Raw genomic sequence first — 23789 nt, 5'->3', positions numbered from 1 at the left:
CATGCCACCGCGCTGGTGGCGCTGGGCGGCCTGCACGACGTGGCCGCCGTGGCCACCGCCGCGCGCCTGCACGGGGCCGAGCTGCTGGACATGAAACACGCCTCCGAAACGCTGGTGGCGGCCTACCGTGGCCGTGTGCTGGTGGCGCTGGCGGTGGCGATGGGGCTGCTGACCGGTACCGTGTGGCTGGCGCTGCGCTCGCCGCGACGGGTGTGGCGGGTGTTGCTGCCGATGGTGCTGAGCACGCTGCTGGTGCTGGCGCTGCTGCGCGGCAGCGGGGTGGAGCTGAACCTGTTCCACCTGATCGGCTTGATCCTGGGCGCCGGGCTGGGGCTGGATTACGGCCTGTTCTTCGAGCACGCCGGCGACAACCACGCCGACCAGCTGCGCACCCTGCATGGCCTGCTGGTGTGCAGCCTGATGACGCTGCTGGTGTTCAGCCTGCTGGCTTGGTCGTCGATCCCGGTATTGCGCGCAATCGGCAGCACCGTGGCGCTGGCCGTGCTGTGCAACTTCGCCCTGGCGCTGCTGATCTCGCGCCACCCGTCGCGGGAGATCGCCGATGCTCACGCGTGAGGACATCCTGTCGATGATTCCGCACCAGGGCGGCATGTGCCTGTGGGACCGGGTGCTGCACTGGGATGACGGCAGCGTGCAGCTGCAGGCCGGCAACCATCGCGACCCGGAGCATCCGCTGCGCCACGACGGCCAGCTGCATGCCATTCACCTGTGCGAATACGGCGCGCAGGCGATGGCCGTGCATGGCGGGCTGCGCGCCCGCAGCCACGGCGGCCGGGCGGCGCCGGGGGTGCTGGTGGCGCTGCGCGAGGTGCAGCTGCATGTGGCCCGCATCGACGACCTGCACGGGATGCTCGAAGCGCACGCACAGGTGCTGGTGGAGGCCGCGGCCAGCCAGCAGTACGGCTTCCGCATCCTGCACGAAGGCCGGTTGCTGGCCGAGGGCCGCGCCGCAGTGATGCTGCAGCCCTCGCCATAACCGCCTCCCTTTTTGACCGACCCGGGAATCGACCATGACCTCCACTCCACGACGCGCCCTGGTGACCGGCGGCAGCGGTGACCTCGGTGGCGCCATCAGCCGCCAGCTGGCGGCCGACGGCCACCATGTGATCGTCCATGCCAACTCCAATGTGGCCCGCGCGCAGGCCGTGGTGCAGGGCATCCTCGCCGCGGGCGGCAGTGCCCAGGCGGTGGTGTTCGACGTCGCCGACGGCCCGGCCACCGCGCAGGCGCTGGAAGCATTGCTGGCCGACGGTCCGGTGCAGATCGTCGTCAACAACGCCGGCATCCACGACGATGCGCCGATGGCCGGGATGGACGCGGCGCAATGGACGCGGGTGATCGACGTGTCCCTGCACGGCTTCTTCCATGTCACCCAGCCGTTGCTGCTGCCGATGGCGCGCACCCGCTGGGGCCGCATCGTCAATGTGTCCTCGGTGGCGGCGGTGCTGGGCAACCGCGGCCAGACCAATTACGCCGCGGCCAAGGCCGGCCTGCATGGCGCCTCCAGATCGCTGGCGCGCGAGATGGCCAGCCGCGGCATCAGCGTCAACGTGGTCGCCCCCGGTGTGATCGCAGGGCAGATGGCCGCCGCGGCCTTTCCCGCCGAACTGATCAAGCAGACGGTGCCGGCCGCGCGTGCCGGCAGGCCGGAGGAAGTGGCCGCGCTGGTCGCGTTCCTGTGCAGCGAGGCGGCCGGCTACATCAACGGCCAGGTGATCGGCATCAACGGCGGCATGGGCTGATTGAACAGGCGTTTCAACCGGCCTTGAACAGGTTGAATTCCAAGGGGGAATGCATGAACAACCAGGTGATGCTGTCACTGCTGCTGTTGGTAGGGGGAAGCGCTGCGGCAGCGCCGGTGAAGATGCAGCGGCCGGTGCCGCTGATGGAAGACAACGACATCTCCACCGCGATCAAGCAGGAGTGCGGAATCGGCGAGCGGCTCGCCCATTTCGTGCAGAAGTATTCGGTGCAGCCGATCGAATTCAGCGACGACGCGCCCGCGTTGGAAAGCGGCCGGGTCCTGCAGATGGAAATCGTGGACGCGGTGGCGATGGGCAACGCCTGGCTGGGCCATCAGAAGTACGCCAAGGTGCGCGGCACGCTGTACCAGGACGGAGTGAAGGTGGCGTCTTTCAAGGGCCGGCGCAATTCCATGGGCGGCGCGTTTGCCGGGTTCAAGGGATCGTGTTCGGTGCTGGACCGCACGATCAAGGCGCTGGGCGAGGATGTTGCCGGCTGGCTTGAGAACCCCGCTGACGGCGTCAACCTGGGCGACTGATTCCGGGGGCCGGCGGAGAGGCGTCGATCGACGCCTCTTTGCCCGTCCCGGCAAACAGGCTCAGCAACGGCCCGGTCATCACCGTGGTCAGGATCGCCATCACCAGCAGCAGGGTGAACAGTTCCTGCCCGATCAGGCCGGCATCCAGCCCGACCTTGATCACGATCAGCTCCATCAGCGCACGGGCGTTCATCAGCGAGCCCACCGCGAACGAATCACGCCAGCCGTAGCCACCGATGCGGGCCCCGGCGGCGCCACCAAGCACCTTGCCCAATACCGCGGCGGCCAGGATCAGTGCCAGCGCGCCGAGTCCGGCGCCGACGAAGGCGTCGGCGCTGGTGTCCAGTCCGGCCAGTGCGAAGAACACCGGCATCAGCACGATCACCGCGACATGCTCGAGCCGCTCGATCAGGCTCTTGAGCAGGCGGTCGTCGCGCGGCAGGCACGCCCCGCACAGGAACGCGCCGAATACCGGATGCAGGTGCAGCCACTGGGTGGTGGCGGCGCAGGCGAACACGCCGATCAACAGCGCCGCCAGCAGCACGCCGCCCGGCACGCCATCGGCGGCATGGCGCCGCAGCAGCCAGCCGAACAGCGGGCGCAGGCCGCCGAACACCAGGCCGCACAACAGCACCAGCCCCAGCGTGGTCTTGAGGAAGCCGATGTAGCCTTCGCCCGAACCGATCAGCGCCACCACCAGCGCCAGCATGATCCAGGCGAACACATCGGCGATGGCCGCCGCCGACAGCGACAACCGTCCGATCCGGGTGCGGGTCATGCCGCGCTCCTTGAGGATGCGCGCCATGATCGGGAAGGCGGTGATCGACATCGCCGCAGCCATGAACAGGGCGAACGGCCAGAAGCCGACCCCGGCCGGCGCCAGTGTGGGATGCAGCCACGGGGCGATGCCGATGCCCATCGCCATCGGCAGCAGCACGCTCAGCACCCCGACCCAGCCGGCGCTGCGCAGCTGCGCACGCACGCCGTCGGGGGCGCGCAATTCGGCGCCGACAATGAACATGAACAGCACCAGCCCCAGGGTCGACAGCGCCGACAGCGCGGGCAGCGAGGCCGGCGCGAACAGCAGGGCGTGGAAGCCCGGAAACGCTGCGCCAAGCACGATCGGGCCGAGCACGATGCCGGCGGCCATCTCGCCGATTACCGGTGGCTGGCCCAGATAGCGCAGCAGCAGACCGCACAGGCGGGCCACGGCCAGGATCACCACCAGCTGCAACAACAACGGCGTATGCGACATCGGTCTTCTCGGCAAGGACGGGGGGTCAGCCGTACCAGGGTTCGGCCAGCAATGGCGCGGCGGCCGGCGCGGCGGCGGTCAGGGGGGGCAGCCCGTGGCTGTCGATCTGCGGATGGCGCAGGCGCGCCTGTTCCAGCACCTCGCCGGCCAGCTGGCGCATGCGCTGCACATTGCCGTGCAACTGCTGCACCAGCACGTCGTCAGCGACTGCGGTCTGTTCGTGCAGGGCACGGTTCATGGCGTGGAACCAGTCGATGCCGTGCTGGTCGAGCAGGCGACCGTCCGGCCGCAGCGGCCCGGCGTTGTGTCGGCCCCACGCGCGCAGCAGGCCCTGCATGCCGACGTTGAGCTCGCGCGCCTGCTGGAACAGGCCGCGCAGCCGTCCGAGCAGGGCGATGTCGGTGAGCTTGCCGGCGAAGTACAGCGGTGCCAGCAACGCCCAGTAATAGGTGTAATCCCAGATCACCTTGACCGGCATCACCTGCGCATCGCCGAACAGCGGGTACTGGTCCTGGTACAGGGTCAGGGTGTTCTCGTAGAACGAGAAGTACACCTGCTGGTAGATCTCCGCATACGGCGCCCACGCCTGCTGCCTGCGGTCGCGTTCGATCAGGTCGCAGATATAGCCGTTGCTGATGGCGATGAAATCGCTGCCGGGCGAATAGAACGGATCCAGGAACAGCCCGGCCTCGCCGGTCAGCGCCCAGCGGTCGGCCGAGAACACCTGCTTGCAGCCGTAGGAGAAATTGCGCAGGAACAGGAAGTCCTGCAGCGCGTGCTGCGGCTGCTGCAAGCTGGCGGCCACCTGCGGCTGGTGTTGCTGCAGCCACGCCATGGCTTTTTCATGGGTGTTCATCTGCTCCAGCGGATGCAGCGCGGCATCGCAGACGATGCCCAGCGAATGCGCGCCGGAGGCCAGCGGAATCAGCCAGAACCAGTAGCCCGGGCCGCACAGGTGGTTGGTCGAGCGCCAGCGGTCGGGCGGGGTGCAGCGCGCCTGCCACTGCGGATCCTCGCTCCACTGGTTCGGATCAATGTGGCCGTCGACCCGCCACCACACCGCGTTGGCCTCATGCGCGTTGGCCTGGGCCAGATCCAGCTTGCGCTTGAGCAGGCCGGCGCGGCCGCTGGCATCGACCAGCCAGCGGGTGTGCAGGGTTGCGGGCTGCTGCTGGCGCTCGTAGCGGATCTGGTGGGTGGTCCCGTCCGCCCCCAGCTCGATGCCGCGCACCACCGTTTCGTCCAAAAAGCGCACGCCGAGCACGCCGGCCTGTTCGCCGAGGAAGTTCTCGAAGCGGCCGCGATCCAGCTGCCACGAGGGCGTCGGCAGCAGCCGGCTGACACCCAGCTCGGTACAGGCGGCGATATCCTGCTGGCCTTCGGAGAAGAAGAAGCGGAAACCGAACTTGCGGATATGCCGGCTTTCCAGGTGCTCCCGGAAACCGAGCACGTCGGCGAAATAGTGCGCGCCGATTTCCACCGTGGATTCGCCGACCTTGAAGGCGGCCTCGCGCACCGGATGGGCGCGGCGTTCGATCACCGTCACCTGCACCGATGGATCACGCTGTTTGAGCTGGATGGCGAGGCTCAGGCCGGCCAGGCCGCCACCCATGATCAGGACATCGGTGGCGGCAGGGTTCATACGGGTTCCCGTTGGGCAGGGGGCAACGTGGCGGCGGTGGCGAATTCGCCACTGGGGTCGTCGATCAGTGGCGGGTTGGCCTGGATGGCGCGGTACACCGCGCGGATGTGGCCGTAACGCAAGGCCTGCAGCACGATATGGCTGGTGATGCGGTACAGGTCGCTGAGCGGGCGGAAGTGGCTGCGGCGGAACTGTTCGGTGCAGCCGGCGCTGCGGTAGCGCGACTCGATCGGCACCGATACGCAACGCGTGCCCAGCTGGCGGGCGGCGGAAATCACCACCTGCGCCTCGAACACGAAACCTTCGCCGGGGATGTCATCCAGCGCCAGTACCTGTTCGGGATAGAAACGCTGCCCGCTCTGGCTGTCGGCGACCTGGTAGCCGGTGCCCCAGGCGATGCCCCAGTCGCCGAACTCGTTGGCCAGACGCCGATGGATGGGCTGCAGCGCGCGTTTGCGCAGCCGCGCGCCGATGATGATGCAGCCCGGGTGGCGGTTGGCGCTGTCGAGCAGGCGCGGCAGGTCGCTGGCCGCATGCTGGCCATCGCCGTCCATGGTCAGCACCCCGCGCAGACCGCGCGTGCGCGCCTCGGCGAAACCGCTGCGCAGGGCGTGGCCTTTGCCCATGCGCCGGGGGTGCCGCAGCAGGATCACCGGCAGGTCGGCGATGCATTCGGCGGTGCCGTCGTCGGAGCCGTCGTCGACCACGATCACCTGGCGGTAGTGCGCCAGTGCGGCCGTCACCACGTCGCGGATGCGCAGCGATTCGTTCAACGCGGGGATCAACACCGCGACCTCGTCAGCGCTGAGATGGCCGCTATCAGTCATGGCTGATCCCGATACTCAGCCATTGGCCATTGCCGGCCGCGAGCTGGGCCTGTGCCCGGCCCAGCGCCAGCGCTTCGAAAAGCGGCAGCATCGGCTGCATCGCATTGCCGTGCATCCAGCGCGCCAGCGCGCCAGCGGTGTCCTGTGCCGGTGGGTCGGCGGGGCACGACAGGCTCACCTGCAGCCGCGGCCGCCCGGGCGAGGGGGTCTGCGACAACAGCAGCGCACCGCCGAGCAGGCCACGACTGGGCGAGACCTGCCCCAGCGGTCCGGTGGACTGGCTGTCGTAGCCGACCAGCAACACCGCCTCGCTGCCGCTGGCCAGCTGCGCCAGTGCTTCCAGCAGCCCCTGCGCGAAGCTGGCCTCATGGGCGCTCAGCGCGGTGGCTGGCGGCAGTGCGCCGGCGCCGATGGTCCAGTAGCCGGCCGCGGCGTTGTGCACCGAGTTGTGGAAGCGGGTCGGTGAAATCGTGCGCGGGTCATCGGCCAGCGCCGCGCACATGTAATCGGTGATGGCCAGGTCGCCGTGGGTGGAGGTGAACACGGATGGCAGGCTGGCCGGATCGCGGTCGGCGGCATGGCAGGCCGCCAGCGCCACCTCCAGCGCCACGGCCACCGTCTCCGGCGCGCGGCGGCGTTCATTGGCCGCCAGCAGCTGCGCGGTCGGCCGCGCCGGCGCAGCTTCCGGGCGCACGCCCAGCCGCAGGTACTCGCACGCGGCCTGCCACGAGGGCAGCCCGCTGCACCAGAAACCGACGCCTTCCAGTGTTGCTTCCAGCATGGCCATCAGTCTGCCCTGCCGAACACGAGCGAGCAGTTGTTGCCGCCAAAGCCGAATGAATTGTTCATCGCGTAACGGATCGGGGTGTGTGCGTTGTCGAAACGGATCTGCGCGCCGCAGGCGTCATCATGCACCTCGCTGTTGAGCGTGCCCGGCAGCAGGCCGTCGGACAGGGCCAGCAGCGCGATCGCCGATTCGACGATCCCCGCCGCGCCCAGCGTGTGCCCGGTCCAGCCCTTGGTCGAGCTGGCATGCAGCGTGTCCGGGAACAGCGCATCCACCGCGCGCGCTTCGATGCTGTCGTTGGCCGGGGTCGAGGTACCGTGCAGGTTGAGGTAGCCGACGTCGGCGGCGTCGATGCCGGCGCGGTGCAGGGCATCGGCCATCGCCAGCCGCGCGCCCAGTCCTTGCGGATGCGGCGCGGACATGTGGTGGGCGTCGCTGGATTCGCCATAGCCGCACAGCTGCAGTGTGGCGCCCTGACCCGCCCCGGGGCGCTCGAGCAGCGCAAAGCCGCCCGCCTCGCCAAGCGACAGGCCGCTGCGGCGTGCGTCGAACGGCTGGCAGGGATCGGGAGCGACCAGTTGCAGTGCGTTGAACCCGAACAGCACGCTGCCGCACAGCGTATCCACGCCGCCCACCAGTGCGGCATCGACGATCCCGGCGGAAATCCAGCGCGCCGCCTGCGCGAACACCTTGGCGCTGGAGGAGCAGGCGGTGGCGACGGTGACGCAGGGCCCGCGCAGGCCGGTGGCCTGCTGCACGAACTCGCCCAGCGAATGCGGTGAGTGGATGCGCGCACGCTGCAGATCGGCGGGAAACCGGCTCACGCCTTCGGCGTCGACTTCGAGCCGGGTATAGGCCTCTTCGGTGGCGCCGATGCTCGAGGTCGAGGTGCCGATCACCACCGCGATCCGTTCAGCGCCATGGCGGGCGATGGCCTCGGCCAGCAGTGCGGGCAGGCCGTCCTGCTGCAGGGCCAGCCACGCCAGGCGGTTGTTGCGGCAGTCGTAGGCTGAAAGCGCCGCGGGAACCGGGGCGGTTTCCAGGCCGTCGACGCGGCCGATCCAGCATTCCAGCGGATCGGAACCGAAGTCGTTGCGGCGCAAACCACTGCGGCGGTCGCGCAGCGCCTGGCGCTGTGCAGCCAGTCCGGCACCCAGCGCGGTGGTCGCGGTATAGGCGCGAATGGCAACGGGGGCCATGCGGGGCGGTAGCGCAGTGGTCACGCGGTATTTCCGGGTGCGGTTGACGGCGGCGAGTATATAGGCGGCGCTGTGGAGGAGGATGATCGAGGCGGCGGCGCGCCGTCGCACGGTGGGGTTTTGATGAACGGCAATGCCCGGTGCGGGGAAAAGCCCGGCACCGTGCGGGGCCGCGCCTTTCGCCGCTGCGGCATTTCCTCCACAATCATTGCCATTCAATCCCAGGGCAAAGCCCCGCGGACATGCAAGCCTACGTCTATAAAAGCCAACGCAAGCAGGACACGTTCGTCTATCTGGCCAAGCGCGATGATTTCGATGTGCTTCCAGCGACGTTGAACGCCTCCCTGGCGCCGTTCACCTTCGTCCTGCACGTGGCCCTGACTCCCGAACGTCGCCTGGCCCGGGTCGACGCCGCGCAAGTGCGCGCCAATCTGGTTGAACACGGCTTCCACCTGCAGCTGCCGCCGGCCCCGCTGGCGGCGGTGAAAGTGCCGCGTATCGACGGCCGCGATGACTGAGCCGTTGCGTCGCCGCGCCGTTGCCATCGCGCTTGCCGCGGGGGTGCTGTTGACCGTGCTGACCGGATTGGGCGGCGCGGTGGCGGCATTGGCGGGCTGGCTGGNCGCGATGACTGAGCCGTTGCGTCGCCGCGCCGTTGCCATCGCGCTTGCCGCGGGGGTGCTGTTGACCGTGCTGACCGGATTGGGCGGCGCGGTGGCGGCATTGGCGGGCTGGCTGGCGCAGCCGGCCTTCGCGCTGGCGGCGTCGTGGTGGCGGCGCACGCGTGCGCCGGTTGCCGCCGCCTCCGTGTTCAAGCAGCTGCCGCCGTTGCTGGGGTTGTGGCTGGCCGGCCCGCTGGGGCTGGCGCTACTGGTGGCGTGGCCGCTGGCCGCGGTCCATGCCAGTGGCAGTCTGTCGGCGGTGCTGGCCCTGAGCATCGCGGTCAGCTTGGCGCTGCTGGCGCTGTGGCGGATCTGGCCGGTGTGGCAGGGCGTGGAGCAGCAAAATGGCGCGCTGGCCGGACACTGGCAGGCCAGCGGCGGCCGCGGCCTGCAGTCCTGGCACGGCCTGGGGGGCGCGGCGCTGGTGCTGCTGATCTGCACGGCGGTGCTGCTGCCGGCGTGGCCCGGCTTGCTGGCCGAGGCCTTGCGCTGGCCGCTGGTGGCAGCCACCGCGCTGTTGTCGCCGCTGGCCCACGCGGTGTTGCAGGCGCTGCGCGCCGCCCCGGCGCCGCCCTCGGCGATGGCCGCGGTGGAACCCTTCGACCCGTTTGCCGACGCGGCGGCCGCCCCGGTTCCGCTGGAACCCATCGCCCGCAACGAACTGGTGCCGAAGCTGTACGAGGCCGCCCGCTCGGGCCGTGTCGATCGCGCGCTGCAGCTGATCGAGGCCGGCGCCGATGTCCATGCCCTGCCGCAGAACGACTGGCGTGACCAGCGCAGCCTGGCGGTGCTGGCGGCGGTGCTGCCGGACCTGCGCCTGCTGCGTGCGCTGATCAGCGCCCGGGTTGACGTCAACCAGCCGCACCGCGGGATGACCCCGTTGCTGGCCGCCACCCGCGACAGCTGGCATGGGCGTCCCGAGGCGGTGATGACGCTGCTGGCCAACGGCGCCGATCCGCGCGCGCGCGATACCGATGGCAATACCCCTCTGCATCACGCCGCGCGCAGTTCCGACCCGGGCGTGGCCGCCCTGTTGCGCGATGCCGCCGCCGAGGTGGATGCGCTGAACCACGAAGGCCACAGCCCGCTGGCGCTGGCCTGCCAGGCCGGCAACTGGCGCCTGGCCAGGTTCCTGCTGGAACGCGGCGCCAAGCCGGAGCCGGTGGATGGCGTGCCGGTGCTGGTATCGGCGGCCGGCACCGACGAGGACGATCCGGCCGGCGTGCAGTTGCTGCTCAAGCACAAGGCACGGCTGGACGCCCGCGACCGCCAGCGCCGCAGCGCGCTGCATGAAGCCGCGCAGGCCGGCCATGTCGAGATCGTCGCGGTGCTGCTCAATGCCGGCGCCAATATCGAGGCGCGCGACGCGCTGGGGCGCACGCCGTGGCTGGAGGCTGCGCGCTATGCGCGGGCCGAGGTGATGGAACGGCTGCTGCTGCACACGCCGCAGATCGATGTGGTCGATGCCGAGGGCGGTAACGCCCTCCTGCTGGCGTGCCGGGCCGAGAACGTGTCTGCCGGCTTGATCCGGCGCCTGCTGGAACTGGGGGTCGCGGCCGACGTTGCCGGCGCCGACGGCCGCCGCGCGGTGGATTTGGCCGCCGAAGCCGGGCGCTGGGCGATTGTCTCGCAGCTGGATCCGGCCTATCCGTTGCCGGCCGCAGTCACCGACAACCCGTCCGCGGCGCTCGCCCCAGACGCCGGCGTGGCGTCGCTGCTGCCGGATCGGACGCCGCTGGCGCTGCTGCGCGATGCGTTGGGGTTCGGCAATCTGGAAGGCATGGCAGCGCTGGCGCGCCTGTGTGCTGCCGAGGAACTGGGCGGCCTGCTGCACGATCCGCAGCTGGTGCTGCAACCGCGGGTGGTGGAATGGCTGCTGGAGCAGGGCGCCTGCCCGGAAGTGCGCGACGCCTGTGGCGATACCCCGATGTTCGCGCTGCTCTCGCGCGGCGTGGATGCGGTGCCGACCTTGCAGGTGCTGCTGCGCCACGGGGTGTCGCCGGCCGGGGGCGGTGGCCTGGCACGGCTGCTGACCGCGTGCGTGCAGCACGACCAGGGTTCGCGCGGCATGGAGCAGTTCGCGCTGGAGCTGCTTGAGCGCGGCGCCGATCCGTTTGCCGCCGCGCCGGCGGGCGATCCGCCGCTGTCCCTGGCGGTGCGGCTGGGCTGGCTGAAACTGCAGCAATGGCTGCTCGACAACGGCGCCGACCGCGAGGCGCGCGACAGCCACGGCATGACCGCGCTGCATCTGGCCACGGCGCTGGCACGCGAGGCGTCGCTGAAATTGCTGGTACGCCAGGGCGCATCGCCGGAAGCGCGCGCCGCCGACGGGCAGACGCCGCTGGGCGTGGCGCTGTCGATCGGGCGCCGGGACCTGGCCGACTGGCTCGACTGGCGTGGCTGGCCGTTGCCGCTGCGGCCGTTGCGCGATGCCGATGTGCCGGCCGCGGCGATGGCCGGCGATGTCGATGCGGTGCGCCGTCTGGTCGATCTGGGTTCGCCGGTGGATGCGGTCGATGCGCAGGGCTGCACCGCGCTGCTGCGCGCCGCCGGCGGTGGCCATGCCGCCGTAGTGGACCTGTTGCTGGCCCGCGGTGCCAATCCGCAGCATGCCGCCGGCAGTGGCGCCACGCCGTTGTCGGCGGCGGTGAGCATGCGCCAGACCGCGATCGTCTCGGCCCTGCTCGATGCCGGCGCGCAGCTCGAACACCGTCTGCCGGGTGGCGTCACGGTATTGATGCTGGCCGCGGCGCTGGGCTTTCCGGATATCGTGGCGCGGCTGTTGACCGCCGGCGCCGATGTGCATGCCGGTGACGACCAGCAACTGGAACCGTTGCATTGCGCCGCGCTGTACGGGTTCACCGCGCGCGATCGCAGCCGCCTGCTGGCCTTGCTGGATACGTTGCTGCTGGCGGGCGCCGAGGCCGACCGGCTCTCGGCCGGCACGGTCACGCCGCTGCTGCTGCTGCTGGGCGCGCGCGCCGAACCGGGTACCCGCTGCGATGAGCACGTGGTGCTGGCGGCGGTCGAACGCCTGCTGGACGAGGATGTGGCGCTGGATGTGCGCGATCCCCGCGGATTTGGCCCGCTGCATCTGGCCGCGTTGCACGGCCTGCCGCTGCTGGTACAGCGGCTGTTGCGGGCCGGCGCCGATCCGGACCTGCGCGATACCTTGAACCGCACCCCGCGCGAGATCGCGATAATGCGCGGTTTCATCGATGTGGCCGGCGAATTCGAACCGGCCGTTCCCGGGGTGTCGTCGATGGCGCGGTTCCTGCGCGACCGCGGCTGAGGCGGGTGTGCAGCGCGGCGTGAGCCCGCTGGCCCGGGCCGGCGTGATGGTGCTGGTTTACTCGCGGCGTGGCCGCCGCGCCGCCTCTGCGGTCGAAGCGTCCACCGTCGGCTGGCCGTCGCTGCCGGCGTCGGCCTCGAACAGCCGCATCAGGTCCTCGCGGGCATCGCGCGAGGTCTGGACCACCGCCGCTTCATCGTCGTAGACCAGGTGCTGGGCGCGCAGCAGCTGTTCGTCGTGGTCGCGGAAACGCAGCACATGGTCGCGCGCGACCGCCTCGGCCACCCCCAGTGCGGTCAGCACCCGTTCGCCCATTTCCAGGCTGGACCCGAACACTTCGCGGAACGGCTCGGCCGCCAGATCCATCAGCCGCCACGCATGCTGGCGGTTGCGGGCCCGCGCCAGCACCTGCGCCTGCGGGTAGAGACGGCGGATCAGCCGCACCGCGCGCATGTTGGTATGCGGATCGTCCATGGTCAGCACGAACACGCGGATCTGGTCGGCGCCGGCGGCGCGCAGCAGCTCCGGCCGGGTCGGATCGCCGTAATACAGCTTGTTGCCGAAACGACGCAGGTCCTCCACCGTTTCCGGGTTGTGCTCCAGCGCCACGAACGGAATGCGCTGGGCGGTGAGCAGCCGCGCCACGATCTGGCCGAAGCGGCCCATGCCGGCGATCAGCACCTGGGGCGCGGGCGCGCCGTCGTCGTAGGGATGATCGGCTTCGGCAGGCGCCGGCTTCGGCGGCTTTTTTGCGCCGTGCTCCAGCAGGTGCAGCAGGCCGATCATCAGCAGCGGCGTCAACGCCATCGACAACCCGACGATGGCCACCAGACGGTCGTGGTTGGCACTGCCGAGCAGGTTTACCCGCTGGGCCTCGTTGAACACCACGAAGGCGAATTCCCCGCCCAGCCACAGCACGCTGCCCAGCATCAGCGCGCTGCGCAGCGGCAACCGCGCGGCCAGCCCGATCACCAGCAGCAGGCCGAACTTCACCATCAGCAGCACGGCGACCCCCAGCGCGATCACGGTCGGTTCGGTCGCCACCCGGTCCAGATCGATACCCATGCCCACGGCGATGAAGAACAGGCCCAGCAACAGCCCCTTGAACGGTTCGATCTGCGATTCCACCTCGTGCCGGAATTCGGAATCGGACAGCAGCACCCCGGCCAGAAACGCGCCCAGGCTGGGGCTGAGACCGGCCTCCTGCATGAACCAGGAGGTGCCCAGCACCACCAGCAGCGCGCTGGCAGTGAACACTTCGGGCATGCGCGTGCGCGCGACGATGCGGAACAGCGGCCGCAGCAGCAACCGCCCGCCGAGGATGACCAGCGCCAGCGCCGCGACGGCGATGGCCACATCCTCCCAGCTCAGGGTCTCGCTCCTGGCGCCGCCCAGCAGCGGAATCGCCGCCAGCAGCGGAATGGCGACCAGGTCCTGGAACAGCAGGATGGCAAATCCCAGCCGGCCGAAGTCGCTGTTGAGCGTCTTGTGCTCGGACATCAGCTGCAGCCCCACCGCGGTGGAGGACAGCGCCAGCGCGATGCCGACGATCAACGCGCTTTTCCAATGGAAGTGGTCCACCAGCAGCAGCCCACCCAGCACCAGCGCGGTAATGGCCACCTGCAGTGCGCCGGCGCCGAACACCGAGCGGCGCATCACTTTCAGCCGGGCCGGTGACAGTTCCAGTCCGATCACGAACAGCAGCATCACCACGCCGATCTCGGCGGCACTGAGGATGCGGTCGGAATCGTGCACGAAGCCCAGGCCGTCCGGTCCCAGCACCACGCCGGCGGCCAGGTAACCGAGCACCGCGCCCAGCCCGAGCTTCTTGAACACGGGCACGGCGACCACGGCGGCCAGCAGCAGCACCAGTGCCAGTTCCAGGCCGCCGCTATGCATGGGAGGTCTCCATAGGCTTGGCATTATGCGACTGCACGGCGCGATCCGTTGCCATGGCATGACCGCCAGTACCTGTACGGGCGACCAACGCGGCGCCGGCATCGGTGCGCCTGGCGCAACACGGGGTTGACCGTGCGGGCGGCGATGACCAGACTGCGCGGGTCACCGCCGAAAGCCTCGCCGGTGCACTTTCCGGAGCTTCCTCCATGTCCAGCGACACTCACTCTAGATTCCCGCCGTCATTGGCGAAGGCTGCCGCCTGAGTTCCGGGCCGGTGCGCCTGCGCTGCCGACGACGGCATTGCAGCAGGTGAACCCATGACCGGCAATATCGCTTCCCGTGGCCGCGTTGATCTTGTCGATCACGCCGCCGCCCTGGCTTCCTTCAATACCGCCGATGCGGTGGAATACCTCAACGCGCTGGATATCGACGAGGCGGCCGGCGTGCTCGCGCGGCTGCCGGCCGCGCGTGCCGTCAGCATTCTCGAACAGCCCGAACTGCATGCCGCCGCGCCGATGCTGGTGCAGCTGCCGCTGGACCGTGCCGCGGTCCTGCTGGGGCTGATGGCCGAAGACCGCGTCGCCGATCTGTTCCATGAACTGGACGAGGCTGACCGTGACCGGCTGATCTGGCGCCTGAGCGCGGAGACCCGCCATTCCATCCAGCGCCTGATGCGCTATCCCGATGGCTCGGCCGGCAGCCTGATGACCACCGAGTTTGTCGCGGTGCCCTCGGACTGGAGCATCGGTCAGACCCTGCAGCACATCCGCGAAGTGGAGCGCAGCCGCGAGACGGTCTATGCGATCTACCTGCTGGACCCGGTCACCCGGGTGCTGCAGCAGATGGTGACCATGCGCCGGCTGATCACCGGCGATGCGGACGCGCCGATCCTGGATGTGGCCCAGGTCAATCCGCCGGTCACCGTCGATGCCCTGCTGGACCAGGAGGAAGTGGCGCGGCTGATCCGCCGCCACAACCTGCTCGCCATTCCGGTGGTGGATGCCGACCGGCATGTGCTGGGGATTGTCACCGTGGATGACATCCTCGATGCCTTGATCGAGGAGTCCACCGAGGATGCGCACAAGTTCGGCGGCATGGAGGCGCTGGAACGGCCGTACATGCAGATCGGCTTTCTGGAGATGATCCGCAAACGCGCCGGCTGGCTCAGCGTGCTGTTCCTGGGCGAGATGCTGACCGCCAGCGCGATGCAGCATTTCGAACACGAACTGGCCCGTGCGGTGGTGCTGATGCTGTTCATTCCGCTGATCATGAGTTCCGGCGGCAACTCCGGTTCCCAGGCCACCTCGCTGCTGATCCGCAGCCTGGCGCTGCGCGAACTGAAGCTGGGCGACTGGTGGAAGGTGGCATTGCGCGAACTGCCGACCGGGCTGCTGCTGGGCAGCATCCTCGGGGTGCTGGCGATCACCCGCATCACCATCTGGCAGCAGGCCGGACTGTATGACTACGGTCCGCACTGGATGCTGCTGGCGTTGACGATTGCCGCCGCGCTGGTGGGCATCGTCACCTTCGGCTCGCTGTCCGGGTCGATGTTGCCGTTCATCCTGCAGCGGCTGCGATTCGACCCGGCCAGCGCCTCGGCGCCGTTCGTGGCCACGCTGGTGGACGTGACCGGGCTGGTGATCTATTTCAGCATCGCCGCGGTGATCCTGCGCGGCACCCTGCTGTAGCGCCGGGTGGTCGCGGTGGGCGCAATTTGCGCAGGGTCATGTCGCCTCCCGCCGCGGCACGGTACGGTGGCGGCATGAACCCTGTGCGTGGCCGTTGCCGATGAGTACCTACCACCTGCAGTCCGTGTTCCGCCCCGGCTCGGTGGCGGTGATCGGCGGCAGTCCGCGCGAACGCTCGGCCGGCCGGGCGGTGATCCGCAACCTGCGCGCCGGCGGCTTCGGCGGGCCGGTGGCCTGGGTCAATCCCCGCTACAGCGAGATCGACGGCATCCGTACGGTCAAGCGGCTCAAAGACCTGGCGTGGGTGCCGGATCTGGTGGTGATCACAGCGCCGGCCGCGATCGTGCCGCAGGTGGTGGCCGCCGCCGCCGGACACGGCGTGGCCGCGGCGATCATCCTCACCGCCGGGCTGGGCCATGGACCGGGGTCGCTGGCCGCGCAGGTGCAGGACGCCGCCCGCCCCAGGGGCATGCGCGTGCTGGGGCCGCACTGCCTGGGCGTGATCGCCCCGCATGCGCGGCTCAATGCCAGCATCGCCGCGCACACGCCGCAGGCCGGCGACCTGGCGCTGATCTCCGAATCCAGCGCGATTGCCGCGGCGCTGGTGGAATGGGGGGTCGCCCGTTCGGTCGGGTTCTCGGCGGTGGTCTCGCTGGGCGATGCGCTGGACGTGGATTTCGGCGACCTGCTCGACTACTTCGCCACCGACTACCGCACCCGCGCGATCCTGCTGTATGTCGACCAGATCAGCGATGCGCGCAAGTTCATGTCCGCCGCGCGCGCGGCGGCGCGCGCCAAACCGGTGGTGGTGGTGAAATCCGGCCGGCATCCGCGCCACGGCGCCGGGCGTGCCGATACCCATGCGCAGGCGCTGGCCGCCGCCGACGCGGTGTATGGCGCCGCGTTCAACCGCGCCGGGCTGCTGCGGGTCAACGCGCTGGACGAGCTGTTCACCGCGGCCGAAACCCTCGGCCGGCGGGGCACCTTCCCCGGCCGCCGGCTGGCGATCCTCAGCAACGGTGGCGGCATTGGCCGGCTGGCGGTGGACCGGCTGCACGCGCTGGGCGGAACCCTGGCCGAGCTGTCGCCGGCGACCGTGCAGCGGCTGGATGCGGCATTGCCGCAGGGCTGGTCGCGCGAGAACCCGGTGGACATCGTGGTCGATGCCGACGGCGGGCGGTATGCCGCCGCGATCGAGGCGTTGCTGGCCGATGAGGGCAACGACGCCTTGATGGTGGTCAACGTGCCCACCGCCTTCACCTCTTCGGTGGAGGCGGCGCAGGCGCTGACCAGCACCCTGGGGCTGCGCTCGCGGCAACTGCGCGACAAGCCGGTGTTCGCGGTGTGGCTGGGCACTGACGACCAGGCCACCGCCACCCTCAACAACGCCCGTGTGCCCACCTATCCCAGCGAGGCCGAAGCGGTGCGCGGCTTCCAGCATCTGGTGCGGTACCGCGAGGCGCAGGCGGCGCTGATGGAAACCCCGCCCAGCCTGCCGGCCGATTTCGTGGTCGATGCCGCCGCGGCGCGCGCCCTGGTCGCGACGGCCCTGGCGGCCGGACAGCGCTGGCTCGACCCGCTGGCCACCCACCAGCTGCTGACCGCCTACGGCATTGCGTCGGCGCCGGTGATGGCCGCGCGCGATGCACACGAGGCGATGGAGCTGGCCCAGCCGCTGCTGGAACGGGGCGCCACGGTGGCGGTGAAGATCCTCTCGCCGGACATCGCGCACAAGTCCGAGGTCGATGGCGTACGCCTGAACCTGGGCAGCGTGCAGGCGGTCCATGCGGCGGCCAGCGCGATCCTGGCGCGGGCGCGCGCGCTGCGGCCGCAGGCGCGTATCGATGGCGTGCTGGTGCAGCCGACCATCCTCCGCCCCAAGGCGCGGGAACTGATTGCCGGCATCGCCGATGACCCGGTGTTCGGCCCGGTGCTGGTGTTCGGCCGCGGCGGCACCGCGGTGGAGGTGATCGACGACAAGACCCTGGCGCTGCCGCCGCTGGACTTGCGCCTGGCCCACGAGGTGATCGGCCGCACCCGGGTTTCGCGCATCCTCAAGGCCTATGGCGACGTGCCGGCTGCCGACGAACGTGCGGTGGCGATGGTGCTGGTGAAGCTGGCGCAACTGGCGGCCGACATTCCCGAGATCCGCGCGCTCGACCTCAATCCGCTGCTGGCCGACCGCGAGGGCGTGATCACGGTGGATGCACGGGTGGCGATCGCGCCGACCCGGCGCCTGCACAAGGGGCGCGGCCATCCGCGCTTTGCGATCTTCCCGTACCCGACCGAGTGGGAACGCACCATCACCCTGGCCGATGGCGCGCCGGCATTCGTGCGCCCGGTGCGCCCGGAAGATGACGCGCTGTTCCGCGCCTTCTTCGCCCGGGTCACCGACGATGACCTGCGCCTGCGCTTTTTCCAGTCGGTGAAACACTTCAGCCACGAGTTCATCGCGCGCCTGACCCAGCTCGATTACGCGCGCTCGATCGCGCTGGTGGCGATCGATCCGCGCAGCGGCGAGATGCTCGGCGCGGTCCGCCTGCATGCCGATGCCGATTACGAGCGCGGCGAATACGGCATCCTGATCCGCTCCGATCTGAAGGGTCACGGCATCGGCTGGCGGCTGATGCAGATCATGATCGAGTACGCCGGCTGGCTGGGATTGAGCACGATTGAAGGCCAGGTGTTGCGCGAGAACAGCACGATGCTGGCGATGTGCAGGAGCCTGGGCTTCCAGGTGAAGCTGGATGGCGAGGACCCGACGATCATGAATGTCACGCTGCCGGTGAAAGCGCGGCTGGAACCGGCCCGCTGATCCGGTTGCCGCGGCTGCTCCACAATACGGCGATGACCACGCCTTTGCTGCCCGATCCCGGCGCCTCGCGCATCCCGCTGCTGCTGTTGCCGGGACTGTTGAACGACGCGACGCTGTGGCGCCACCAGATTGCCGGGCTTGCCGATATCGCCGACTGCCGGGTCGGCGACCTGACCGGGCACGACTCGCTGCGGGCGGTCACCCAAGCCGTGCTGGCCGCCGCACCGCCACGGTTCGCACTGGCCGGGTTCTCGCTGGGCGGCTATGTCGCCCAGGAAATCCTGCGCATCGCGCCGCAACGGGTGCAGCGGCTGGCGTTGCTGGGCAGCTCGTTCCATGCCGATTCGCCCGAACGTGTCGCCCGGCGTCTGGCGCAGCAGGCCACGGTGCGCATGGCCGGCAGCTTCCACGGTTTCGGCGAGCGGCTGATGCGCAGTTATATCGATGTCTCGCGGCTGCAGGATCGGGCGCTGGTGGACGCGGTCCGCGCGATGACCACGCGGTTGGGCGCGCAGGTATTCGCGCGGCAGAGCCGGATCGAGCGGGTCGACGGCCGCGCTGTGCTGCGCGGTTACCGTGATCCGCTGCTGGTGGTGTGCGGCCAGAACGATGTGATCACCCCGCCGGCCATCAGCCGCGAGATCGCCGCGATGGCCGCGCAGGCGCAGTTGCTGGTGTTGCCGCACTGTGGCCATCTCGCGCCGCTGGAGCAGCCCGAGGCGGTGCTCCAGGCGATGCGCCGCTGGCTGCGGGCGTAGCCGGCTCAGTGGGGGCGCGGGCTCTGGTCCAGGTGGCGCCAGGCGCGGCGCACCAGCCAGCGGGCCTCGTCCCACGGGATTGCCAGCGCCGGGGTGTGCCGGTGGTAGCTGTCCTGCAGCACCTTGTACAGCTGTTCTTCGCTGGCCCGCGGGTAGGCCAGATACACCGCGTAACCCATTCTCAACAGCTGCCGGTAATGGTCGAAATCATGCTGGCCGAGCCGGCCACCGGCATGCACGCCATGCCAGTAGGCCAGTTCGGCATCGAGATCTACTTTGCCCGGGCCAGGCGCGGCGGTGGTCTGCATGGGAGGTCTCCATCGGCATGTGATCCCCTGTGCCGGGAATCGTAACGGAGCTTTGTCGCCGTCCACATTCAGTCCTGACCGGCGCTGGCCAGGTCCAGCTGCGCAATCTGCTGCGCAGACAACGCCACCCGCGCGGCGGCGATCAGCTCGTGCAGCTGCTCGACGCTGGTGGCGCTGACGATCGGGGCGCTGAGCCCGGGCCGGGCGATCAGCCAGGCCAGGGCGATCTGCGCCGGAGTGGCGCGGTGGCTGGCGGCCACGTCATCGAGCGCCTGCACAATGCGCAGGCCGCGCGGGTTGAGATAGCGCTCGACCACGCGCTTGCCGCGCGCGCGGCTCTTGCCCGCGTCGGCGGCGGTGCGGTACTTGCCGCTCAGAAAGCCGCTGGCCAGCGCGTAGTAGCTGATCACCCCCAGGCCGTGTTCGCGTGCCAGCGGCTCAAGCTCGCTTTCATAGCCGGCGCGGTCGTAGAGGTTGTATTCCGGCTGCAGCGTCTCATAGCGCGGCAGCCGGTACTGCGCCGATACCTGCAGCGCATCGCGCAGCCGCGGGGCACTGTAGTTGGAGGCGCCGATCGCGCGCACCTTGCCCGCTTCGATCACCCGCGAGAACGCGCCGAGCGTGGCTTCCAGCGGTGTCGCCTCGTCGTCTTCGTGCGCCTGGTACAGGTCGATGGCCTCGGTCTGCAGGCGCCGCAGCGACCCTTCCAGCGCCGCGGCGATGTTGTCCGGCGACAGCCCCGGCTGTTCGGCCCATTTGCCGACCTTGGTGGCGATCACCACCTGGTCACGTTTGCCGCTGCGGGTGAGCCAGCGGCCGATGATCGCCTCCGATTCACCGCCGTGATTGCCCGGCACCCATGCCGAATACACGTCGGCGCTGTCGATCAGGTTGAAACCGGCATCGACGAAGGCATCGAGCAGGGCGAAGGAGGTCTTTTCATCGGCACTCCAGCCAAACACGTTGCCTCCCAAAGCGATGGGTTTGACCAGCAAGCCGGAACGGCCGAGTTCGCGCGACGGGAACATGGAACTCTCCTGGGCGGGTGGCTTCACAGCATAAACGCCTGCTGCCCGCCGGCGGCAACGCGGCTGCGCCCCGCGCGTTGGGCGGTCATCGCGCCAGGGCAGTCGCATCCGCGCGCTGCCCACGTCGGCAAAAACCGCATGCTAGGCTCGCCGTTTCCACGCTGGCGGAGTGCAAAATGAAGAGCCGTATCCTGCTGTCCTGTGCGCTGGCCCTGCCACTGATGTGGGCGGGCGCGGCGGCCAACGCTGCGCCACCGGCAGTGGTCGACAACAGTGCGACCGTCACCCCGGCGTTGCAGGCGGCCGTGGCCGGCAGCTGGCGTGATCCGGCCAATGTGCGCCGCGACCCCTATCGCCACCCGGCGCAGACATTGGCGTTCTTCGGGGTGCAACCGACGCAGACGGTGCTGGAGATCACTCCCGGGGGCGGCTGGTATGCGGAAATCCTGGCGCCGTATCTGCGCCAGCGCGGCCATTACATCGCCGCCGTGGTGGATCCTCTGGCGGTTGCGGAAGGTGGCGGCCGCGATTACCAGCAGCGCAGCCGCCAGTCGCTGGAAAAGAAATTCGCCGGCAATGCCGCGCTGTACGACCGCAGCACCGTCGTGGCATATGACCCGGCCGCGCCGGTGTTTGGCGCCCCCGGGTCGGCCGACGTGGTGCTGACCTTCCGCAACGTGCACAACTGGCGCAGCGCCGGTCAGGCCGAAGGCATGTTTGCCGGTTTCTTTCGAGTGCTCAAACCCGGCGGCACCCTGGGCGTGGTCGAACACCGGGCCACGGCCGATGTGCCGGCCGACGACAAGAGTGGCTATGTCGGCCAGGCGCAGGTGATCGCGATGGCCGAAGCGGCCGGCTTCAAACTGGCCGCGCAAAGCGGAATCAACGCCAATCCGCGCGATACCAAGGACTATCCCAATGGCGTGTGGACGCTGCCGCCGTCCAACCGCCATGAGCCGGCCGAGGCGGACAGATACCAGGCCATCGGCGAAAGCGACCGGATGACGCTGCGCTTCGTCAAACCGGCGCACTGAGGCCAGCGGCGGCACGCTGCCGCCAGGAATGGGAAAATGGCAGCACTGTTTTCCCTGCCTGCGCGTGCCGCCGCCCCGATGCTGATCGCCTTCAACAAACCGTTCAACGTGCTGTGCCAGTTCACCGACCGCAGCCAGCCACCGCGCGCGACCCTGGCCGGGTTCGCGCTGCCGCCGGCGGTCTATGCCGCCGGGCGTCTGGACTATGACAGTGAGGGGTTGCTGCTGTTGACCGACGATGGCGGCCTGGCCCACCGGCTGACCGACCCGCGCCACAAACAGCCCAAATGCTACTGGGTGCAGGTGGAAGGGGTGCCGACCGACGACCAGCTGCAGGCGCTGCGGCAGGGGGTGCTGCTCAATGATGGCCCGACGTTGCCGGTCCAGGTGCAGCGGCTGGAAGCTGCGCCGCCGCTGTGGCCGCGCGATCCCCCGGTACGTTTCCGCAAGACGGTGCCGGACGCCTGGCTGGCCATTACCCTTCGCGAAGGCCGCAACCGCCAGGTGCGGCGGATGACCGCGGCGGTGGGCTTGCCGACGCTGCGGCTGGTGCGGGCCTCGATCGGTGCTTATGCCCTGGCCGACCTGCAGCCGGGACAGTGGCGGGCACTGCAGCAGTGACCGCCGGCATGGGTCAGGCGTCGCTGCCGATATCGCTGGTTTCATCCACCACGTTCGCGGTGTGGCGGCGTTTGGCGGCGATGCGCTGCGAACGGCCCTCCAGTGTCACGCCCTGGCTGCGCTGGCGCTTGCGGTAGATCGCATATCCCAGCAAGCCCACACCCACCGCGGCGGCGACGATGCTGATCGCCGGATTGCGGCGCACCAGCTTGGTGGCGACCTTGCCACCGGTCCTGATGGCGCCCAGTGCAGCCCCGGTCTTGACCCAGTCGGCGGTACTGACACTGCCGTGCCTCAGGCTGTCGCCCGCGGTACTGGCCAATTCCATCGCGCGCTCCAGGGCGCGGTCGGTGATCACGGTGAATTTGCTCATTGAGTCATCCGGTTTGCTGGAGAGGGGGACGCCAGTGTCGTTGGCCGGCCGTATACAAGGCGTTATCGCTGGCGGCGCCGCCCGGAACTCCCCTCCGGCACTCCCTCACCGTCGTCACGGGTCCGGGTCTTCAAGGTGCCAGGTGGTTTTGCGCTATGTGTTGCAGAAGCAGTCCCGGGGTCGTCGGGCCGCGCCCCGCATAGACCGGTAGTCCGGCCACCTTCCACCGTCGCCACGGGCCGCAGTTTTTCAGGTGCCACGTGGTTTTGCTCTATGCGTTGCAGAGGCAGTCCAGGGGTCGTCCGGCCACGGATGCCTGGGATACCGCCCCTTCATTTCCCGCTTCACCTCGGCATAGGTGTTCTGCCAGAAATTTTTCAGATCACCGGTCACCTGCAACGGCTTGCCGCCCGGTGACAGCAGGTGCAGCAACAGCGGCACGCGGCCGTCGGCGATACGCGGGGTGTCGGCCAGCCCGAACAGCTCCTGCAGTTTCACCGCCAGCACCGGCGGGCGCGGGGTGAGGCCGTCATCGTCCAGTGCATAGTCGATGCGCCGCTCCATCCCGGAGGGCACGGCAATCCGCACCGGCGCATGGCGATCGAGCAGCTGCCGTTGCGCCCACGGCAGGGCCGATTTCAAGGCGTCGCCCAGCGCTTCTTCCCCCAGCGCATCGAGCCGGGTCTTGCCGGCGAACGCGGGTTTGAGCCAGTCATCCAGGGTGGCCAGCAGGGCGCTGTCGGACAGGTCCGGCAATGCCAGTTCCGGCATCCAGTGGCGCAGCGACATCGCCCGCCAGCGCCACTGCCGCAAACCGTCGGTCCAGGGCAACGCCTCCAGGCCGAGTTCGCGTACCGCCGCGGTCAAGGCGTCGGCCGCCTGCGCCGGATCGACCCGGCCGGCCGAGCGGCTGTCGAGCACGATGCGGTCGAAACTGGATTCGCGGCGGGCCACCAGGGCGCGCTTGGCGGCATCCCAGCGCACCACGTCCTGCTGTGTGAAACGGGTGGGGAAATCGTCACGCAGACGCGCCTCGTCCACCGGAGCGGCGCGCAGCAGCAACGCGTCCTTGGCCTCGTAGCGCAGTTCGCTGGCCACCAGCCACGGCTCGCCGCGCAGGTCGCTGTTGTCGAACAGGCGCGCGCTGCGGCCATTGGCCAGCAGGTAGCGTTGGGGATCGCCGGGATGGCGGGTGGCGATGCGGTCGGGGAACGCGTGCGCCAGCAGATCGCCAAGCTGGTGCGCCTCGATCGTGGCGGCCGGCGCGGCCTCGCAGCGCAGGCGCCGCCGCCATTGCCT

General features: G+C 69.6%; 20 protein-coding genes and 1 pseudogene. 11 read left to right on the top strand and 10 right to left on the bottom strand.

Features of this window, described 5'->3' with window-relative positions:
* From QZH66_RS12950 to QZH66_RS12935, 4 genes and pseudogenes are all read left to right on the top strand, one after another.
* Positions 1-576: pseudogene (locus tag QZH66_RS12950) on the top strand (hypothetical protein); the annotation flags it as partial.
* Positions 563-997, top strand: a complete 435-nt coding sequence (locus QZH66_RS12945; RefSeq protein ID WP_305806358.1) for a phosphotransferase — start codon at positions 563-565, stop codon at positions 995-997. The pseudogene QZH66_RS12950 and the gene QZH66_RS12945, both read left to right, overlap by 14 nt.
* Before the next feature lie 34 nt (positions 998-1031).
* Positions 1032-1763 carry a 3-oxoacyl-ACP reductase FabG gene (fabG, locus tag QZH66_RS12940; protein WP_305806357.1) on the top strand — a complete coding sequence of 244 codons (732 nt, stop codon included), beginning with the start codon at positions 1032-1034 and terminating at the stop codon, positions 1761-1763.
* Between the two features lie 53 nt (positions 1764-1816).
* On the top strand, positions 1817-2302 hold the full coding sequence (locus QZH66_RS12935) for a hypothetical protein (RefSeq protein WP_305806356.1): 486 nt from the start codon (positions 1817-1819) through the stop codon (positions 2300-2302).
* Here the strand turns inward: QZH66_RS12935 and QZH66_RS12930 are convergent.
* From QZH66_RS12930 to QZH66_RS12910, 5 genes are read right to left on the bottom strand one after another with little or no spacing between them, the layout of a single operon-like run.
* A complete protein-coding gene (locus QZH66_RS12930) occupies positions 2286-3557 on the bottom strand; it encodes a cation:proton antiporter (RefSeq protein WP_305806355.1) in 1272 nt (423 codons plus the stop codon). The two genes, QZH66_RS12935 and QZH66_RS12930, sit on opposite strands and share 17 nt — an antisense overlap.
* A gap of 25 nt (positions 3558-3582) precedes the next feature.
* Entirely contained in the window at positions 3583-5199 is a 1617-nt protein-coding gene (locus QZH66_RS12925) for an NAD(P)/FAD-dependent oxidoreductase (protein ID WP_305806354.1), read from the bottom strand.
* On the bottom strand, positions 5196-6026 hold the full coding sequence (locus tag QZH66_RS12920) for a glycosyltransferase family 2 protein (RefSeq protein WP_305806353.1): 831 nt from the start codon (positions 6024-6026) through the stop codon (positions 5196-5198). The genes QZH66_RS12925 and QZH66_RS12920 overlap by 4 nt, the downstream gene beginning before the upstream one ends.
* Positions 6019-6807 carry a beta-ketoacyl synthase chain length factor gene (locus tag QZH66_RS12915; RefSeq protein WP_305806352.1) on the bottom strand — a complete coding sequence of 263 codons (789 nt, stop codon included), beginning with the start codon at positions 6805-6807 and terminating at the stop codon, positions 6019-6021. The genes QZH66_RS12920 and QZH66_RS12915 overlap by 8 nt, the downstream gene beginning before the upstream one ends.
* A 5-nt stretch (positions 6808-6812) precedes the next feature.
* Positions 6813-8012 (bottom strand): beta-ketoacyl-[acyl-carrier-protein] synthase family protein, encoded by a 1200-nt coding sequence (locus QZH66_RS12910; RefSeq protein WP_305806351.1) that lies wholly within the window; start codon positions 8010-8012, stop codon positions 6813-6815.
* A 242-nt stretch (positions 8013-8254) separates the two neighbouring features.
* Between QZH66_RS12910 and QZH66_RS12905 the strand changes: the two genes are divergently transcribed.
* Positions 8255-8530: a YcgL domain-containing protein gene (locus QZH66_RS12905; RefSeq protein WP_305806350.1), complete on the top strand. Its 276-nt coding sequence runs from the start codon at positions 8255-8257 to the stop codon at positions 8528-8530.
* 109 nt (positions 8531-8639) lie between these two features.
* On the top strand, positions 8640-11966 hold the full coding sequence (locus QZH66_RS12900; RefSeq protein ID WP_305806361.1) for an ankyrin repeat domain-containing protein: 3327 nt from the start codon (positions 8640-8642) through the stop codon (positions 11964-11966).
* Between the two features lie 57 nt (positions 11967-12023).
* Here the strand turns inward: QZH66_RS12900 and QZH66_RS12895 are convergent, their stop codons facing one another.
* A complete protein-coding gene (locus QZH66_RS12895; RefSeq protein ID WP_305806349.1) occupies positions 12024-13865 on the bottom strand; it encodes a monovalent cation:proton antiporter-2 (CPA2) family protein in 1842 nt (613 codons plus the stop codon).
* Positions 13866-14182: 317 nt separating this feature from the next.
* On the opposite strand from QZH66_RS12895, the gene mgtE reads away from it, so the two are divergent.
* The 3 genes from mgtE to QZH66_RS12880 all read left to right on the top strand — a co-directional run bounded on the left by mgtE (position 14183) and on the right by QZH66_RS12880 (position 19126).
* The gene (mgtE, locus tag QZH66_RS12890) at positions 14183-15553 is read left to right on the top strand and encodes a magnesium transporter (RefSeq protein ID WP_305806348.1); all 1371 of its coding nucleotides are present in this window, start codon (positions 14183-14185) and stop codon (positions 15551-15553) included.
* Between the two features lie 100 nt (positions 15554-15653).
* On the top strand, positions 15654-18368 hold the full coding sequence (locus QZH66_RS12885; protein WP_305806347.1) for a bifunctional acetate--CoA ligase family protein/GNAT family N-acetyltransferase: 2715 nt from the start codon (positions 15654-15656) through the stop codon (positions 18366-18368).
* Between the two features lie 32 nt (positions 18369-18400).
* Positions 18401-19126 (top strand): alpha/beta fold hydrolase, encoded by a 726-nt coding sequence (locus tag QZH66_RS12880; RefSeq protein WP_305806346.1) that lies wholly within the window; start codon positions 18401-18403, stop codon positions 19124-19126.
* A 5-nt stretch (positions 19127-19131) separates the two neighbouring features.
* Here QZH66_RS12880 and QZH66_RS12875 read toward each other — a convergent pair whose 3' ends face one another.
* Together QZH66_RS12875 and QZH66_RS12870 are read right to left on the bottom strand one after the other, a co-directional pair.
* The gene (locus tag QZH66_RS12875) at positions 19132-19434 is read right to left on the bottom strand and encodes a hypothetical protein (protein WP_305806345.1); all 303 of its coding nucleotides are present in this window, start codon (positions 19432-19434) and stop codon (positions 19132-19134) included.
* Positions 19435-19502: 68 nt separating this feature from the next.
* Positions 19503-20462 (bottom strand): aldo/keto reductase, encoded by a 960-nt coding sequence (locus QZH66_RS12870; protein ID WP_305806344.1) that lies wholly within the window; start codon positions 20460-20462, stop codon positions 19503-19505.
* A gap of 221 nt (positions 20463-20683) precedes the next feature.
* On the opposite strand from QZH66_RS12870, the gene QZH66_RS12865 reads away from it, so the two are divergent.
* The gene (locus tag QZH66_RS12865) at positions 20684-21496 is read left to right on the top strand and encodes a methyltransferase (RefSeq protein ID WP_305806360.1); all 813 of its coding nucleotides are present in this window, start codon (positions 20684-20686) and stop codon (positions 21494-21496) included.
* Positions 21497-21574: 78 nt separating this feature from the next.
* The gene (locus tag QZH66_RS12860; protein WP_305806359.1) at positions 21575-22117 is read left to right on the top strand and encodes a pseudouridine synthase; all 543 of its coding nucleotides are present in this window, start codon (positions 21575-21577) and stop codon (positions 22115-22117) included.
* 13 nt (positions 22118-22130) lie between these two features.
* Here QZH66_RS12860 and QZH66_RS12855 read toward each other — a convergent pair whose 3' ends face one another.
* Positions 22131-22490 (bottom strand): hypothetical protein, encoded by a 360-nt coding sequence (locus QZH66_RS12855; RefSeq protein ID WP_305806343.1) that lies wholly within the window; start codon positions 22488-22490, stop codon positions 22131-22133.
* Between the two features lie 249 nt (positions 22491-22739).
* Positions 22740-23789: ATP-dependent helicase C-terminal domain-containing protein (locus QZH66_RS12850; protein WP_305806342.1), on the bottom strand; the 1050-nt coding region annotated here is incomplete at its 5' end.

This window comes from Stenotrophomonas sp. YIM B06876 (genome assembly GCF_030711595.1).
In the GTDB taxonomy this organism is placed as follows: domain Bacteria; phylum Pseudomonadota; class Gammaproteobacteria; order Xanthomonadales; family Xanthomonadaceae; genus Stenotrophomonas.
The sequence above is the reverse complement of the archived record's forward strand: the minus strand, read 5'-3'. Positions and strand labels throughout refer to the sequence as shown.